At 65.8% G+C, this 15788-nt stretch carries 19 protein-coding genes; 3 read left to right on the forward strand and 16 right to left on the reverse strand.

Annotated elements, in window-relative coordinates; translation table 11 throughout:
- The first annotated feature begins 57 nt into the window (after positions 1 to 57).
- Entirely contained in the window at positions 58 to 1392 is a 1335-nt protein-coding gene (locus BSQ44_RS14850; RefSeq protein WP_072605517.1) for a D-alanyl-D-alanine carboxypeptidase family protein, read from the forward strand.
- Positions 1393 to 1461: 69 nt separating this feature from the next.
- Here the strand turns inward: BSQ44_RS14850 and BSQ44_RS14855 are convergent, their stop codons facing one another.
- The 6 genes from BSQ44_RS14855 to BSQ44_RS27760 all read right to left on the reverse strand — a co-directional run bounded on the left by BSQ44_RS14855 (position 1462) and on the right by BSQ44_RS27760 (position 6238).
- Positions 1462 to 2154, reverse strand: a complete 693-nt coding sequence (locus BSQ44_RS14855) for a DnaJ domain-containing protein (RefSeq protein WP_083534759.1) — start codon at positions 2152 to 2154, stop codon at positions 1462 to 1464.
- Complete coding sequence (locus tag BSQ44_RS14860) at positions 2151 to 2897, reverse strand: vWA domain-containing protein (protein WP_072608081.1); 747 nt, start codon at positions 2895 to 2897, stop codon at positions 2151 to 2153. Before BSQ44_RS14860 ends, BSQ44_RS14855 begins: the two co-directional genes overlap by 4 nt.
- A gap of 70 nt (positions 2898 to 2967) precedes the next feature.
- Positions 2968 to 3903 (reverse strand): division plane positioning ATPase MipZ, encoded by a 936-nt coding sequence (locus BSQ44_RS14865; protein ID WP_072605520.1) that lies wholly within the window; start codon positions 3901 to 3903, stop codon positions 2968 to 2970.
- A 131-nt stretch (positions 3904 to 4034) separates the two neighbouring features.
- The gene (locus tag BSQ44_RS14870; RefSeq protein WP_072605522.1) at positions 4035 to 4472 is read right to left on the reverse strand and encodes a DUF1489 family protein; all 438 of its coding nucleotides are present in this window, start codon (positions 4470 to 4472) and stop codon (positions 4035 to 4037) included.
- A gap of 66 nt (positions 4473 to 4538) precedes the next feature.
- On the reverse strand, positions 4539 to 5939 hold the full coding sequence (locus tag BSQ44_RS14875) for an L-serine ammonia-lyase (protein ID WP_072605524.1): 1401 nt from the start codon (positions 5937 to 5939) through the stop codon (positions 4539 to 4541).
- A 170-nt stretch (positions 5940 to 6109) separates the two neighbouring features.
- Positions 6110 to 6238, reverse strand: a complete 129-nt coding sequence (locus BSQ44_RS27760) for a hypothetical protein (RefSeq protein WP_256381700.1) — start codon at positions 6236 to 6238, stop codon at positions 6110 to 6112.
- Between the two features lie 285 nt (positions 6239 to 6523).
- Between BSQ44_RS27760 and BSQ44_RS14880 the strand changes: the two genes are divergently transcribed.
- Entirely contained in the window at positions 6524 to 7213 is a 690-nt protein-coding gene (locus BSQ44_RS14880) for a DUF599 domain-containing protein (protein WP_072605526.1), read from the forward strand.
- Positions 7214 to 7234: 21 nt separating this feature from the next.
- On the opposite strand, the gene BSQ44_RS14885 is transcribed toward BSQ44_RS14880, so the two are convergent.
- From BSQ44_RS14885 to BSQ44_RS14915, 7 genes are all read right to left on the reverse strand, one after another.
- Positions 7235 to 8032, reverse strand: coding sequence for a YdcF family protein (locus tag BSQ44_RS14885; RefSeq protein ID WP_072605528.1), 798 nt, complete (start codon positions 8030 to 8032; stop codon positions 7235 to 7237).
- 46 nt (positions 8033 to 8078) lie between these two features.
- Positions 8079 to 8699 (reverse strand): hypothetical protein, encoded by a 621-nt coding sequence (locus BSQ44_RS14890; protein WP_072605531.1) that lies wholly within the window; start codon positions 8697 to 8699, stop codon positions 8079 to 8081.
- Between the two features lie 77 nt (positions 8700 to 8776).
- Positions 8777 to 9457, reverse strand: coding sequence for a class I SAM-dependent methyltransferase (locus tag BSQ44_RS14895; RefSeq protein ID WP_072605533.1), 681 nt, complete (start codon positions 9455 to 9457; stop codon positions 8777 to 8779).
- A gap of 25 nt (positions 9458 to 9482) precedes the next feature.
- A complete protein-coding gene (gatA, locus tag BSQ44_RS14900) occupies positions 9483 to 10964 on the reverse strand; it encodes an Asp-tRNA(Asn)/Glu-tRNA(Gln) amidotransferase subunit GatA (RefSeq protein WP_072605536.1) in 1482 nt (493 codons plus the stop codon).
- Positions 10961 to 11431 carry a GNAT family N-acetyltransferase gene (locus BSQ44_RS14905; RefSeq protein ID WP_072605538.1) on the reverse strand — a complete coding sequence of 157 codons (471 nt, stop codon included), beginning with the start codon at positions 11429 to 11431 and terminating at the stop codon, positions 10961 to 10963. Before BSQ44_RS14905 ends, gatA begins: the two co-directional genes overlap by 4 nt.
- Positions 11432 to 11436: 5 nt before the next feature.
- Positions 11437 to 11724 (reverse strand): Asp-tRNA(Asn)/Glu-tRNA(Gln) amidotransferase subunit GatC, encoded by a 288-nt coding sequence (gene gatC, locus BSQ44_RS14910; protein ID WP_072605540.1) that lies wholly within the window; start codon positions 11722 to 11724, stop codon positions 11437 to 11439.
- A 141-nt stretch (positions 11725 to 11865) separates the two neighbouring features.
- The gene (locus BSQ44_RS14915; protein ID WP_072605542.1) at positions 11866 to 12573 is read right to left on the reverse strand and encodes a metal-dependent hydrolase; all 708 of its coding nucleotides are present in this window, start codon (positions 12571 to 12573) and stop codon (positions 11866 to 11868) included.
- 17 nt (positions 12574 to 12590) lie between these two features.
- Here BSQ44_RS14915 and ruvX point away from each other — a divergent pair, with 17 nt between their 5' ends.
- Positions 12591 to 13124, forward strand: coding sequence for a Holliday junction resolvase RuvX (gene ruvX, locus BSQ44_RS14920; RefSeq protein WP_418202140.1), 534 nt, complete (start codon positions 12591 to 12593; stop codon positions 13122 to 13124).
- On the opposite strand, the gene BSQ44_RS14925 is transcribed toward ruvX, so the two are convergent.
- From BSQ44_RS14925 to BSQ44_RS14935, 3 genes are all read right to left on the reverse strand, one after another.
- A complete protein-coding gene (locus BSQ44_RS14925; RefSeq protein ID WP_114579977.1) occupies positions 13094 to 13402 on the reverse strand; it encodes a DUF6105 family protein in 309 nt (102 codons plus the stop codon). The genes ruvX and BSQ44_RS14925 overlap by 31 nt on opposite strands.
- On the reverse strand, positions 13402 to 13962 hold the full coding sequence (locus BSQ44_RS14930; RefSeq protein ID WP_072605544.1) for a hypothetical protein: 561 nt from the start codon (positions 13960 to 13962) through the stop codon (positions 13402 to 13404). Before BSQ44_RS14930 ends, BSQ44_RS14925 begins: the two co-directional genes overlap by 1 nt.
- Before the next feature lie 152 nt (positions 13963 to 14114).
- The gene (locus tag BSQ44_RS14935; protein WP_072605546.1) at positions 14115 to 15743 is read right to left on the reverse strand and encodes an acyl-CoA dehydrogenase family protein; all 1629 of its coding nucleotides are present in this window, start codon (positions 15741 to 15743) and stop codon (positions 14115 to 14117) included.
- Positions 15744 to 15788 lie beyond the last annotated feature (45 nt).

The raw sequence follows: 15788 nt of genomic DNA on the forward strand, positions 1-15788 counted from the left end.
CACGAACAGCGGTGCCAAGCCGTAGAGCCTCAATAAGAAGACTTCGAAGGTGTGACAGTGCGTCAGTCAACCAAAGCTCATTCCCGCAGATTCTCCCCCGCCAACATGCTGATCGCCATGATCGTGGCGGTCGCGACGAGTGTCGCGGCGGCTCCGGCCTGGGCCGGCAAGTACGCGGCCATCGTGGTCGATGCCAACACCGGCAAGACCCTGTTCTCCTCGCATGCCGAGGAGCCCCGCTTTCCCGCCTCCCTGACCAAGATGATGACGCTATACATGGTGTTCGAGGCCATGCAGGCCGGGCGCATCAACAAGCAGACACGGGTTCCGTTCTCCGCCCATGCTGCGGCACAGCCGCCGACGAAGCTCGGTGTCCGGGCCGGCAACTCGATCACGGTCGAAACGGCCATCTATGCACTGGTCACCAAGTCGGCCAACGATGCGGCCGCCGCCCTGGGCGAGATGCTTGGCGGCAGCGAGATGGGCTTTGCCCGCCTGATGACGGCGAAGGCACGCCAGCTCGGTATGCGATCCACGACGTTCCGCAATGCGTCGGGCCTGCCCAACGGCGAGCAGAAGACCACCGCCCGTGACATGGCGACCCTCGGCATTGCCTTGCGTGAGCACTATCCGCAGTACTACTCGTATTTTTCCACCCGCTCCTTCACCTTCGGCAAGACGCGCATGGGCAATCACAACAAGTTGCTCGGCCGCGTGAAGGGCGTCGATGGCATCAAGACCGGCTACATCCGCGCATCAGGCTTCAATCTGGTCTCGTCGGTGAAGACGGGCGGCAAGAGCCTCGTGGCGGTCGTCATGGGCGGCAACACCGGCGCCAGCCGCGACGCCCACATGGCGGAACTGATCAGGAAGTATCTTCCGAAGGCCTCCACGCGGGATACCGGCCCTGTCGTCGCCGGACGCGTCGTCAACAAGGGCGGTCCGGTCGCCATCGCCGGCATCGCGCTGCCGAAGGTGGACGTGCCGACCCCGGAATTCCGTCCCACGCCGATCGAGGTCGTGACGGCTTATGCCGATCCCGAAGAGGCCGTCACCCCGACCCAGGCCGAAGTGGCCGAGATGGTTGAAGAAGGCATCGGACAGGGCGACATCGATCCCGTGAACACCGCTTCGACGCCGTCGGGCGGCTGGGTCGTGCAGGTCGCCTCCACGCCCAGCAAGCAGCAGGCCCTGTCGGTGCTGAGCCAGACCAGCCAGCGGGCGGGATCGATCCTGGCGGGCGCTTCGCCTTTCACCGAGCTCTTCGAGCTCAAGGGCAACGTCTACCACCGCGCCCGGTTCGGCGGCTTCACCACCAAGACGGCGGCATTCGATGCCTGTTCCGCCCTCAAAAAGAAGAGAATCGACTGCTACGCGGTGCAGCAGCAGTAAGAAGCGTTCAAATCCGGGGCGTCCGCGCCCCGGTCTCCCGGAAATGTGCTTGAGTCGACGGAGACTTCTTCAATGACTATTCAGCAGGACATCCTTGGCTTCGTTGATCCGCGCCGCAAGGAAGTCGGACCCACCGAGGTCGGGGTGCAGGCTCTTCATAAGGCGGCGATGCGCCTTTCGGATGTCGGCCGTGCTGGCACCCGCTTCAAGACCAAGGATCTGGTAGGCCTCCTGCTTAGTCATGGCGCCCGCGCTTGGCGCTGCTCGCTCCCGCCGGCCACCGTCCGTGTCCGCGCCTTCACGCCAACCGGGAAACCGGCTGTCAAGATAGGCTTCCAGGAGCTGTAGGCTCTCCCCGTCTCCCGAAAGCTCCGCATGCAGCGCGACGAGATCGTCCTTGCCGAGCGTGCCGAGCACCTTGCCTTCGTACTGTCCCGCAAGGACGATGCCTTCCAGCCCGCCGGTATCGTGATCGAGTTCCATCTCGAGGGCCGCTGTCCTGACGGTGGAGCGCTTGCCGCGGCTCGGCTGGGAGGCGCGACGCGAGCGGCCTGACATATACCAGGCCACCGCGGCCGACAGTGCGATCCCCGCCAGTCCCGCGCGGCCGAGCAGCAGCATCGCCAGTCCGCCGAGCCCGACGACCACCGGTCCCGCCACATTGATCGCGCCCGCCACCTTTGCGGCATCGGCGCGGACGAAGGCGAGCAGGAGAAGAAATGCGACTGCGAAGGCGGCGGTCGCATAGAACATGAAGGTCATGGCCCGGAACCGCGGCGCTTTCCAGACAGGTTTTCCAGCAGCAGCCGGTCGGACTCGCTGCCGCGTGCCTCCAGCGCCTTCAGCCCACCGGTCGCGAAGACGGCGATGGATGACAGCAGACGCGCCAGCGTCGCCGCCGACCGCTGGTCGAAGCGGAACCATGCGCCGCGCGACAGCCGTGCGATCTCCTTGAATGCGGTCTCGGCGCCAGGGTCCCGCCCTTCCTGGAAGACGAAGACTGGGACGCCATGCAGACCGAGCCGGCCTGCCTTCTCGGCGAGATCGTCGACATTCTCCTCCATCGCATCGCCGATGTAGACGAGCGCGTCGATCTTGGACCGCGTGTTCTCCTTGATCGCGTGCGACAGCACCTTGCCGATCTGCGTGTGTCCGCCCCGGCAGTCGATCCTGGTCATGATGCGGGTAAGTTCGTCGGTGTCGCGCACGAACTTCGACGCGCGGCATTCTCCGAAACCGCGGAAATACACCAGCTGGACGTTGAGGCCGCCCGCCTTGCCGACCGTCTCGAACATCTCGCCCTGCAGGCGGCAAGCGAGATCCCAGGTCGGCTGGCGGCTCATTGTGGCGTCCATCGCCAGAACCAGCCGCCCCTTCGCGCCGCCGGAGATCGCGCCGAGTTCCTTCACCTGCTTCAAGAAGGCCGCGACTTCGCCGCCGCTCGATTCGGCGCGTTCGGCGGGCGTCTCTTCGCGCCTCGGAGTGGGCGTTCTGTGATTGCTCATCGATGCAAAGATGTGGCGCAACACACTGCTATGCAAGCCCCGGCCGGGTGCCGCCCCCGGTCTTCGCGCGTCAGCTGACGAAGATGTCGGGCAGTGAAATAGGCCGGCTGGTCGCCTCGGCGAATTTGCGCCTGATATCGGCGCGGTTGCGCCCGCGCTCGTCGGTCGGCAAGCGCAGCGCCGAGATGAGCTGGCGAATCTCCTGCCGCGCCGCCAGATGGGACAAGGTCGGCTTGGTCGCCAGGACGTGCTCCTCGAACTCGTCGAGGGCGGTGAGGCCGATCGGAAAGAACTCGCGGAAGATCACGCGCTCGGAGATTCCGTCGGCAATACGGAACCCGAGTTGTGCCGCGAGGCTCTTCAGGCAGGTATCGATCTTCTGTTCGTTGCGCGAGGTGATGTTCGACATGCGGTTGCGGACCACCACCCAGTCGAGGATCAGATTGTCGGTCTGCCGGCGCTCGCGCCGCGCGTCGCGCACGGCCGAAGCGTACTGGGAAACCTCCAGCACCTCGTTGCTCACCGGATCGACACGCGCCAGCACGTCGAAATCGATGAAGCTGTCGTTCATCGGCGTGATCAGCGTATCGGCGATCCGGTGCGCCAGCCGGCTGAGGAATGTGTCGGCGCCCGGCGTGTCGACGACCACGAAGTCGTAGCTGCTCTCGATCTCGGCAAGGCCTTCCGAAAGCTGCCGAAACTCCTCGCTCTCGGCATCCGTCACGCTGTCCTTGCGCGCCGGCGGCACGTGGAAATGGTGAGGAACGAGAAGCGACAGTTCCGCCTTGACCGACCATCGGCGCCGGTTCTCGACGTAGCGGGTGAGCGTCAGCTGCCGGCCGTCAAGATCGACGGTAGCGACCGAGTATCCCGATCGCAGCAGGGCAACCGCGATGTGCATTGCGGTGGTCGACTTGCCTGACCCGCCCTTCTCGTTGCCGCACACGATCACGTGCGCGCCGCGTTGCCGCCTTTCGGGAGAGCCGTTTAGCCCCGAGAACGTCAATGTCCCAAACTCCCACGCCCCATCGCAAGATGCCTTTATTTCCGCCGTGCATCAAGGCTGGTGCGCAAAACAATAGGCAAGACTACGGATTCGCCGCGGAAGTCTTCGCGACGGGGGGACTTCGGGGTTTGCTAGAGAAGCCCGAGATCGGCCAGTTCGCGGCGCAGGTCAGACGGCAGAGCGGTCGCGCCCGCCCTGCCCTGCCCGACATCGGCCGGCGCATCGGCGGCCGTCAGATACCGCCAACCCTGGAAGGCCCGGCGGGGCTGCCAGTCGGTCTCGATCACCTTGGGATCGAAGACGAGGTGGCAGCGCTCGATGCCGTCCGCGTCGGTGAAGGGGCGGATATCCAGCAGCCGCTGGCGGCACTGGACGTTGCCCTTGATGACCCAGTAGAGCGACCCGCCGTCGAGAAGTTCCTCGCGGCGTTTCGGGATCATTCGGGTGGTGTGCCGGTGTTCCGGCGTCTCGCCCGCGCGGCGCATCTCGTTGCGCCGGAACTCGATCCAGGTCTCGAGATCCTCGACGCTGTCGGCGCCCACGCAGAGCTTTACCAGGTTCAGGGCCATGGCCGATGGTGTAGCGTTTCGAGCCGCCCGGTCAACGCCGCGGCGGGGTTCTCCACAGTCGCGGGCTCAGCACTCCACGACATTGACCGCCAGGCCGCCAAGGCTGGTTTCCTTGTACTTCTCGTTCATGTCGAGCCCGGTCTGGCGCATCGTCTCGACCGCGGCGTCGAGCGGCACGAAATGGCTGCCGTCGCCCTTGAGCGCCAGCGACGCGGCCGTCACCGCCTTTACCGCGCCCAGCGCGTTGCGCTCGATGCAGGGAACCTGAACGAGGCCGCCCACCGGGTCGCAGGTCATGCCGAGGTGATGTTCCAGCGCGATTTCGGCGGCGTTCTCGATCTGCTCGGGCGTGCCGCCCATGACCGCCGCGAGGCCCGCCGCCGCCATCGCGGAGGCCGAGCCGACCTCGCCCTGGCAGCCGACCTCGGCGCCGGAGATCGAGGCGTTGTGCTTGATGATTCCGCCGATCGCGGCCGAGGTGAGCAGGAACTCGCGCACGTCGTCCTGGTCCGCGTCGGGGAAGAAATGCTGCCAGTAGCGGATGACGGCCGGTATCACGCCGGCGGCGCCGTTCGTCGGCGCTGTGACCACGCGGCCGCCCGCCGCGTTCTCCTCGTTGACCGCCATGGCGTAGACCGACAGCCAGTCATTGGCGAGCAGCGGGTTCGGCCGGTTCTCCTTCCAGTCGTTCTGCATGCGCTCGAACAGCATTTTGGCGCGGCGGCGAACCTTCAGGCCGCCGGGCATGATGCCGTCCTTGTTCAGTCCGCGCTCGATACAGGCGTTCATGGCATTCCAGATGCCGTCCAGCCCGGCATCGAGTTCGTCGCGCCCGCGATGCGCCTCCTCGTTGGCGCGCTTCATCTCGGCAATGGAAAGACCGCTCTTCTTGGCCATCGTCAGCATTTCGGCCGCTGTCCGGAAAGGGTGCGGCACCGCCGCTCCGGCTTCCGGCTCGCTGCGCGTCTGCAGGCGCTGCAGTTCCTCCTCCGAGACCACGAACCCACCGCCTACGGAATAGTAGATGCGCCGCAAGAGCAGCCGGTCGTCGCCATCATAGCCGGCGAAGGCCATGCCGTTGGCGTGGCCCGGCAGCGGCGAGGACTTGTCGAACACGAGATCGACTGCGGGATCAAAGAGATAGGACTTCCGACCTTCCGGATGGACGGCCTTCTCCGCAGCTATCCTGCCCAGGATCTCGTCGATCCGATCGGGATCGATGGTGGTGGGCTTCTCGCCGGCAAGACCAAGGATCACCGCCCGGTCGGTCCCGTGCCCGACGCCGGTGAAGGCCAGCGAGCCGTGAAGGCTGACGCCGATGCGCACCACCTCGGCACCACTCGGCCGCGGCCAGTCGCCGCTCTCGATCTCGTCCAGGAAGCGCGCGGCTGCCGTCATCGGTCCCATCGTGTGGGAGCTCGAGGGCCCTATGCCGATCTTGTAGAGGTCGAAGACCGAGAGAAACATTCGCGAGGTCCGATGCTGCTGGCCGCATTCTTCGGCATTTCACCGCGTCGAGGACGTATCTGGGCCGACCAGCCCTGCTCCGCAAGCGACACGCGCATGCGCGGCTCTCCAAAATGAAGAGGGCGCGGCATTGCCTGCCGCGCCCTCGAAAGTCCGTCATGTTCCGGCTGTCAGTTCGCCGCGATGACCGCTACGGTCTCGGCCCCACCGATCAGCCACGCAAGGAGGATCACTCCCGCAAATCCCAAAATCGCCTTGGCGGTCACGCCCCAGCACGATTTCTGAACAGTATCGTCCATGATTTTCCGTTGTTTGATTGCCCCCGGCGCGCCGTCTTCTTGTTACCGTCCGCGCCGCATTCACGTCCCGCATGTAACCTCTCCGTCCCCCCTTCGCAACAGCAAAAAAGGCCGGATCAGGGCGCGCGGGAGATGCCCACCCTGCGGACCAGCATACCCCTGCAAGGTAAAACAAGCACTTAACGGAACGAATGAGAGGTAACATTTTTAATCGATTTGACCAAACTATGGCGGAGGCGCATGGCAGCCGTGAACTTTTGCCGATGCCGGAGTATTCTCGGTCCCATGGATGCTGATTCCCTGCACTGGCACGACGCCTTCGCACTCGGCGTATTCGTCGTGGCGTGGGCGATGTTCTCGCAGGCCGCGTCGGGCCGGTTCGTGCGCCGCATGTCGTTGACGAAGCTCATGAATCTCCAGCGCGAGGAATGGATGCGGACGATGGCGCAGCGCGAGTTGCGCATGATCGACACCGGCATCATGACCGGGCTTCAGCAAGGGACCGCCTTCTTCGCCTCGAGCGCCCTGATCGCGCTTGGCAGCTGCTTCGCCCTGCTCCAGTCGTCCGAGGAAGTCCTTTCGCTTCTGCGAGACATTCCTTTCGCCGGGCCGCCGGACAGGGCGGTCTATGAAATGAAGGTCCTCGGGCTGATGGTGATTCTCGCCTACACCTTCTTCAAGTTTGGCTGGGCCTACCGGCTGTTCAATTATTGCTCGATCCTGATCGGGGCCGTCCCGATGGCCAGGGACGCCGAGCCGGGTTCGATGGAGTCCGGCCTGTTGCACGCGGCGCGGATGAACGTGATCGCCGGCAAACACTTCAATTCCGGGCTGAGAGGGCTGTTCTTCTCCATCGGCTATCTCGGCTGGTTCGTCGGTCCCCTGGTCTTGGTCGCGACGACGATGCTCATCCTGTTCGTCCTGGTCCGGCGCCAGTTCTTCTCCGACGCACGCGCGGCCCTGCTGGCGGCATGAGGCCCTGACTCGGCGGGCCGCTCAACCGGGAGCGGGAAGCAGCACCTTCGTCCTCCCGGTCAGCCGGTAGGCGATGAGGCCGATCCACTCGCGCATGGCGATGGCGGTGTTCTGCAGCGAATCGAAGGCGTTGTCGCGCGCCAGCCCGAAACCCTCGTCGCCGGCCGTGCGGTAGTCGGCCGGCCAGGGCACGACGGGAAAGCCGGCTTCGCGGAAGAGCCCAACCGAGCGCGGCATGTGGAACGCCGATGTCACCAGGAGCCACGTCTCCCCTTCCTGCGGGTCGGCGAGTTGCCTGGAAAAGACCGCGTTCTCGTAGGTGTCGCGTGACTGCCCCTCCAGAACGAGACGCTCGCCATCGACACCCAGCGCTTCGAGAAGCCTCGGAGCGGTCTCGGCATCGGCCTCGCCCTTCAGCAACAGCGCGCCCGTTCCGCCCGACACCAGTACCGTCGCCTGCGGATAGCGCCGCGCCAGGATAGCCGTCTCGACGAAACGATCAGCCGCTGAATTCAGCTCGTACCCGCCCCTCGCCCGGTTCACGCCTCCCTCGAAGCCGCCGCCGAGCACTACGATGCCGTCGACCCGTTCCGGCATCTCGGCGGGCCGCGCGAACCGATCCTCGAGCGGATGCAGCATGACGGCGCCCAGCGTCGTCCAGCCCGAGAGGCCGAGGACCAGAAGCGCGAGGCCGGTGGCCATCGCGGAGAGCCGCTTGAAACCTCCGATCGCCAGCAAAATGCCTGCCAGGACGAGAAGAGCCGTCAGGCTCAGCGGATTGGCGACCGCCCAAAACACTTTCGAAGCGATGAAGAACAAGTCGCGGTGCTCCTGTGGAAACCGGGCAGCGGCGGCCGATCCGGAATCAGGCCGTGGCGGCGGCCTCGCCGGGCTCGTCTGCGGGCGAAGCTTCTACCGTGTGCCGTTCGATGAAGCGGCGCATGAGGTCGACGACCTGCCCGGCCTCCTTGTCGTCGAGCTCGATGCCGAAACCTGCCGGCTTGCCGTCGACCATGAACTTCACTTTTCCGCGCGACAGGAAACCGTCGGCGGCGCTTTTCGCGGCAGGCGGGGCGTACCCGACCTCCGTCACCTTTTCGACGGGAAAGACCTTCCGACGCGTGAAAGGTCCGAAGCCGCGCTCGGTGACGATCGCCCCGCCATCGATCAGGAACAGCTTTTCGACACCGAACAATTGCCAGGCGACCACCGACCATACGACGAGGCCGCCGAAGGTCCAGGCGGTCACCCACACCAGCAGGAACAGGTCGACCGCGAACGGGCTGCTGCTGCCGAATAGCCCCCAGAGGGCAAAGAATTCGCCGACCGACCAGCCCGCCAGCCACACGATCAGGAACAGCACCAGCGCGATCTTGCGCCGGGTGGGATTGTAGACGCCGATGCCGTCGGCGGTCTTGCGGATGGTCATGCGCGCCGGGCCGCCCGCCGGCCGATCGCTCAAGTTCTGCAAGTCGTCGACCGCCATCCGCCTCTCCCCTCCAGCAATGGCCGCAGGCTAGCAACTGCACCGGTGCCGCGCAAACCTGTCAACGCGCAGCGGCGTCACCGCCGGGCGATGGCCAGGTAGTTCATCGGCATTCCGCCGCGATTGTAGCGCGATTTCGCCGCCGCGCGCGCCGCCAGTCCCGCCATCATGCGGGCGAGCAGGCGAAAAGGCGTGAAGGCCAGCATGAAAAGGACGCCCGCAATGCCCGGTGCATAGTCCGTCGGTTTCCACGGCAGGCGGCGCGAGACGAAGCGCAATTGATGCGCCACCGTCGACAGCGTCCCGTCGAGGGGCCGCAACTCCTCCACCGAGAATCCAGCGCCGGTCAGCAGGTGGCGCACGCCGAACTGGGTATAGCGATAGAAATCATAGGGAACCTCGTGTTCCTCGTAGACGAGCGGGCCAGTGTAGAACAGAACGCCACCCGGCTTGGTCACCCGGTAGAGTTCGCGTAGCACCGCGGCCGGGTCGGGTAGGTGCTCCATCACTTGCGTGAACACCACCGCGTCGAACCGGCCGTCCTCGACGGGAATGGCAGCGAGATCGCAGACATAAGTGCTGGACGCGTAGGTCTTGTCGACCTGCTCGAAGTCCGTCGATTCGTAGGTGCAGTGCGCGAACAGGCCGCGATAGGGTTGCCGCCCCGCGCCGGCGTCCAGCACCATCGAACCGGCCGGCAGCGTGCCCGCGAACCGCTCCAGTTCGCGCTCCAGCCAAAGGCGCGGGGCGTTGATCAATGTCGGAACCTCGCGCCGGAAATCGCTACCACCACTTCTCCGGCTCGAACCGGCCGGCCGCCTGCTCGATGACGTGCGCGGTGCGGAACAGGGTCTCCTCGTCGAAAGGCTTGCCGATGAGCTGGAGCCCGAGCGGAAGGCCCTTGGCGTCGAGGCCCGCTGGGACCGCGATACCCGGCAGTCCTGCCATGTTCACCGTCACGGTGAAGATGTCGTTCAGGTACATCTTCACCGGATCCGCCGCCATGTCCTGATCGGCGATACCGAAGGCGGCGGACGGCGTGGCCGGCGTCAGGATCGCATCGACGCCCGCTGCGAAGACCTCCTCGAAGTCGCGCTTGATCAGCGTGCGCACCTTCTGCGCCTTCAGGTAGTAGGCATCGTAGTATCCTGCCGAAAGCACGTAGGTGCCGATCATGATACGCCGCTTCACCTCGCGGCCGAAGCCTTCCGCGCGGGTCTTCTCGTACATGTCGGAAATGTCCTTGCCGGGCACGCGCAGGCCGTAGCGCACGCCGTCGTACCGGGCGAGGTTCGAGGAGGCTTCCGCTGGCGCGACGATGTAATAGGCCGGCAGGGCATACTTCGTGTGCGGCAGCGAGATGTCGACGATCTCCGCGCCCGCGTCGCGCATCCAGGCGATGCCCTTCTGCCACAGCGTCTCGATCTCTTCCGGCATGCCGTCGACGCGGTATTCCCGAGGAATGCCGATCCGCATGCCCTTGATGGACTGGCCGAGCGCCGCTTCGTAATCCGGCACCGGCCGGTCGACCGAGGTGGTGTCCTTCGGATCGACCGAGGCCATCGACTTCAGGAGGATCGCCGCGTCGCGCACGTCGCGGGCGATCGGGCCGGCCTGGTCGAGCGACGAGGCGAAGGCCACGATGCCCCAGCGCGAGCAGCGGCCGTAGGTCGGCTTGATGCCGACCGTGCCCGTCAGGGCCGCCGGCTGGCGGATCGAGCCGCCCGTGTCGGTCGCGGTCGCGCCGGCACAGAGCCATGCCGAGACGGACGCCGCCGATCCGCCGGACGAGCCTCCGGGCACCAGGTCGAGATTCGATCCCTGCGCCCGCCACGGGTTCTTCACCGGGCCGTAGTAGGACGTCTCGTTGGACGAGCCCATGGCGAACTCGTCCATGTTGAGCTTGCCCAGCATCACCGCACCGTCGGCCCACAGGTTCGACGTCACGGTCGATTCGTAGCGTGGCTGGAACCCGTCGAGCACGTGGCTGCAGGCCTGCGTGTGCACGCCCTCGGTGCCGAAGAGATCCTTGATGCCGAGCGGAATGCCTTCGAGCGCACCGCCCTCGCCCTTCCCCAGCCGCTGGTCCGAGGCTTTCGCCATCCCGCGTGCCTTCTCGGGAGTGACCGCCACATAGGCGTTGAGCTGCGGATTGGCCGCGTCGATCGCCGCGAGATAGGCGTCCGTCAGCTCGGCCGCCTTGATCTCCTTGCCGCGCAGCTTCTCGCGCGCCTGCGAAATCGTCAGTCTGGTCAGATCGGTCATCGGATGAGGTTCTTCTCGTAGAATCGGGAATAGCCGGAATCGGGGTAGTCGAGAACGGCGCCGCAGACCTTGAAGCCGCCGCGCTCGTAGACGCGCCATGCAGGCTCGAAACCCGGCGCCTCGCCGGTCTCGAGCACGAGCCGGTTCAGCCCCTTCTCGCGGGCGAGCGCCTCGATCCGCCGCAGGAGCAGCGAGCCGACGCGCTGTCCGCGCACCTCCGGCATGGTGTACATGCGCTTGACCTCGCCCAATCCCCCGCCGTGGTCCTTGAGCGAGGCCATGCCGACGGCCCGACCGTCCGCGTCCCGCGCGATTAGAACGGTCACCGTCGGCTCCGCCATCTGCTCGACGGTCAGCTGAAACTGGAACTCGCGCGGCGTGAGCGGCATCATGTACGCGTTGAGTTCGGCGACCATCACGCGCACCGCGTCCTGCAGCGGGCTCTCCACGGAAATCGCGATCGCCATGCCGGCTACTCGACCACCTTCGGCACGAGGAAGAAATTCTCGTCGGTGGCGGGCGCGTTGGCGACGATGTCGTTCGCCTTGTCGCCATCGGTCACGACATCCTCGCGCTTCTTCATATCCATCGGGATGACCGACGTCATCGGCTCCACGCCCGAGACATCGACCTCGTTCAGCTGCTCGACGAAGCCTAGAATGGCATTGAGTTCGCCCGTCATGCGCTGGGCGTCCTCGTCGGTGACGGCGATGCGGGCCAGATGCGCGACGCGCTTCACGGTGGCGATATCGACGGACATGGAACTCTCCGGAACGGCTGGAAACGGCCGCTCCGGGCTATAACGGTAGGGCGGGCGCCGCGCAACGCCCGACAAGCACCGCAAGCCCCGGACGCGAAGCCCGCCGCGTAGCCGGGGCTCCTTCTCGTCGGCCGCGGGAGGCTATGCTTCGAACGCCTCCCCGACCTTCGGCGTCAGGACCTTCGTGCCCGATCCCTCCATGCCCGAGATGAACTTGTCTGCGCTCTGGTCGACAATCGGGAAGGATGCGTAGTGGCAGGGGATCACCGTCTCGAACTTGAAGAAGCGGCGGCAGGCGAGCGCGGCCACCGCGCCGCCCATGGTGAAGCGGTCGCCGATCGGAACCAGTCCGATCTTCGGCTCGTGCAGTTCGTTGATCAGCCCCATGTCGGAAAAGATATCCGTATCGCCCATGTGGTAGAGGGTCTTGTCGGCCGGGAAATGCAGCACCAGGCCGAGCGGGTTGCCTAGATACGTGTTCTGTCCACCCTCGCCGCCGAAGGACGAGGAATGCAGCGCCTGAACGAAGGTCGTGGTGAAGCCGCCGCAATCCACCGTGCCGCCGGTGTTGCCGGGGTTGATCTTGTTCTGGTCGACGCCCTTGCCGACCAGGAACATGCAGATCTCGAAGCTGGCGACCAGCATCGCCCCCGTCTTCTTCAGGATTGCCTCCGCGTCCCCGACGTGATCGTTGTGCCCGTGAGTCAGGAGCACATGCGTCACGCCTTCCGATATCTGCTCCCAGCCCTTGTCCCAGGACGGATTTCCGGTGAGAAACGGGTCGATCAGGATCTTGGCTTCGCCCGCCTCGATGCGGAATGCCGAATGTCCGAGCCAGGTGATCTTCATTCTGGTCCTCCTTGAGAATGGCTGCCGTCAGGATAGAACGCGACGGCGCCGAAACGAAAGAGCCCATCGTGCCGATCATCTCTGTCGAGGAACTTCCCGGCCTGCTCACGGGCGGAGCGACGCTGGCCGCGCTCGATCTGGGGGAAAAGACGATCGGCCTCGCCGTCTCCGACAGGGGGCTGCTCTTCGCCCATCCTCGCCCCGTCATCCTGCGCAAGAAGTTCGGGGTGGATGCGCAGCGCCTGCTGCTCGCCCTCGGCAAGGAAGGCTGCGCGGCCGTCGTCATGGGATTGCCGGTAAACATGGACGGCAGCGAGGGGCCCCGCGTTCAGGCAAGCCGCGCATTCGTGCGCAACATGCAGCCCCTGACCGACCTGCCGTTCCTCTTCTGGGACGAGCGCCTGTCCACCGTGGCCGCCGAACGCGTGCTGATCTCGATGGACGTGTCGCGGCGCAAGCGGGGGGACCGAATCGATTCGGCGGCCGCCGCCTTCATTCTCCAGGGCGTTCTCGACCGGCTTCAGGCGCTCGGCGCGGAGCCTTCGAGATAGCGCAGGCGCAGCGACCGCGCCCAACCGATGATCTCGCGCCGGCGGCGCAAGGCCAGGATGCCGAAGATGATCGCCGTGTCGACCACGCACGCACGCGCGACAAGCGGCGGAAGCGAGGCCGGATCCATACCGAGCACATGACCGTACAGGTCGAAGACCTGGTCGTGGATCTGGCGGCTGAAGAAGAGCATGCCGAAATTCATGTCGTTGACCGACAGGAAGTACCAGGCCCAGAAAGTGCCCATCGGCAGGCCCCAGAAGAGCAGGATGTAGCGCATCAGAATGCCTCGTTCCTGTTGCCTGGCCGACGCGAGAAGCGTGTCAGCATGGAATTGTGCGCCGCCCCGATCGCCATCAGGCGTGCGGTGATCTCCGCCGCGTCGCCGACCTCGCGCGGCGCATCGGCGGTCCGGCGCTGCTCGGCCTGCAGGGCCATGTAGGAAACGAGCAACGCGAGCAGCTGCAGCGACGCCGAGGCGAACAGCCCCCGCACGAGGAAGATTGCCCCGATCGCGAGCAGGACCGTCATCATGGCCGTCGCCACGCCGAACGCCGTGCGCGCGATCTCGTCGCTCTCCCGCTGGGAGCCGCGGATCTGCGCGATCGCGGTGACGATCATCCAAAGGAACAGAACGGAGGTGAGCGAAAAGCCGAAGGCGAGCGCGGTCGAAAGCACCGGACCCGCCGGGATCTCGTTGCCGAGGAAACCGCCCGGGAAGCTGAGCGCCTGGAAGATCGCGAAGACCTCCCCGGTCGCCTCGGCCATGGCGGCGAGCGCCAGGAGGCCGAAGAAGGCCATCCAGTAGGCCGGTACGAATATGCCGATAATCCGTCGCATCGCTCTTCCGTTTCACTGACAACGATGGAGCGGTGGGCGGGTCAGGGCAAACGAAACCATTCGTTAAGGTTAACGAAATCCCTGCGATCTGGATAAAACTTGAGGCGCGCCGGATCGGTCTTCCTCCCCGGCGCCGCTGTCGGCAGGACCGATCAGAGCGCTTCGGGGTAGAGCGTGTCGATGATCATGCGACTGTCGTGGCGCGAATCGAGCATGCCGTAGGTCGTGCGCCACTGCCCGGCGAGCCGGGTTTCCATGAAGGCATCGGCGATGCGCCCAGCTCCCAGCCGCTTCAGTTCGGCCGCCGCGGCCGCAAGCGCAAGCTGCTCGGTCAGGATGCGCGCCGACCCCTCGTCCGACTGCGCCACTTCCAGTGCCGCCCGCAATACTCCGGACGTCCCCTTGCCGTTGGGGCCGAGATCCCGCTCGATCGTGCCCATCACCTCGTTGAAGAGGCTCGGCGCCTGCACCAGCACCCTCAGCACGTCGAGCGCCATGACGTTGCCCGAACCCTCCCAGATCGCGTTCAGCGGCGACTCGCGGAAGTATCGTGCCAGCGGCGCTTCCTCGACGTAGCCGTTGCCGCCGAGGCACTCCATGGCCTCGTAGACGACGCTCGGACAGATCTTGCAAACCCAGTATTTGACGACCGGCGTCATGGCGCGCGCGAACGCCGCCTCCGCCCGGTCCTCGGCGGCTTGGTCGAAGGCGCGCGCCAGGCGGAAGGCCAGCGCGGTGGCGGCCGCGACGTCCAGCGCCAGGTCCGCCAGCACGCGCTGCATGATCGGCTGGTCGACCAGAACGTTGCCGAAGACCATGCGATGCCGCGTATGATGGACCGCCTCCGCAAGCGCCGCCCGCATGATGCCCGCGGACGCCAGCGCGCAGTCGAGCCTTGTCAGCGTTACCATGTCCATGATCGTCTTGACCCCGGCGCCCGGCGCCCCGACCATCTCCGCCATCGCACCGGCGAACTCCACCTCCGAAGAGGCGTTGGAGCGGTTCCCGAGCTTGTCCTTCAGCCGCTGGAAACGGAACCCGTTATTGTCGCCGTTGGAAAGAATGCGCGGCAGCAGGAAGCACGATAGCCCCTCGGGCGCCTGCGCAAGAACCAGGAACGCGTCGCACATCGGCGCCGACATGAACCATTTGTGGCCGGTGATCCGATAGAAGCCGCTTTCCGTGCGCTCGGCGCGCGTCGTGTTGGCGCGCACGTCGGTGCCGCCCTGCTTCTCGGTCATCCCCATGCCAAGCGTCAGGCCGGCCTTCTCGACCGGCGGCTTCTGCGCCGGATCGTACTTGCGCGTGGTGATCCGCGGCGCCCACTCGCGAAACAGCTTCGGCGCCGCCATCAGCGCCGCGAGCGAAGCGTTCGTCATCGTGATCGGGCAGAGATGGCCACATTCCAGTTCGGCCGTCATGTAGAAGCGCGCCGCCCTCACCTGGTGGCGGCGGCCGGCTTCGTGCTCGCCGTTCTCCCACACCGATGAATGGAGGCCCGTCGTGACCGACCGCCGCATGAGCGCGTGGTAGGCGGGGTGAAACTCGACCAGGTCGGCCCGGTGGCCCTGCCGGTCGTGCGTCCTGAGCTTGGGCGTTTCGGTATTGGCGAGCCGGGCGAGATCCTGCGCTTCGGCCGACATGACGAAGCGGCCGACCGAATCCAGCTCCTTGCGCACTTCCGGGGAGAAGTCTTCCGACAGTTGCACCAGGAGAGGATCGCCGCGCCATGCATTCGTGCCCGACAGCAGCGGCGGCTGGTTGGTTACGTCATGCGTCAACTGCGATACCCCGTCGGCCCTGATTTGCCCGTTTATAGCGCATCG

The organism is Aquibium oceanicum (assembly GCF_001889605.1).
In the GTDB taxonomy this organism is placed as follows: domain Bacteria; phylum Pseudomonadota; class Alphaproteobacteria; order Rhizobiales; family Rhizobiaceae; genus Aquibium; species Aquibium oceanicum.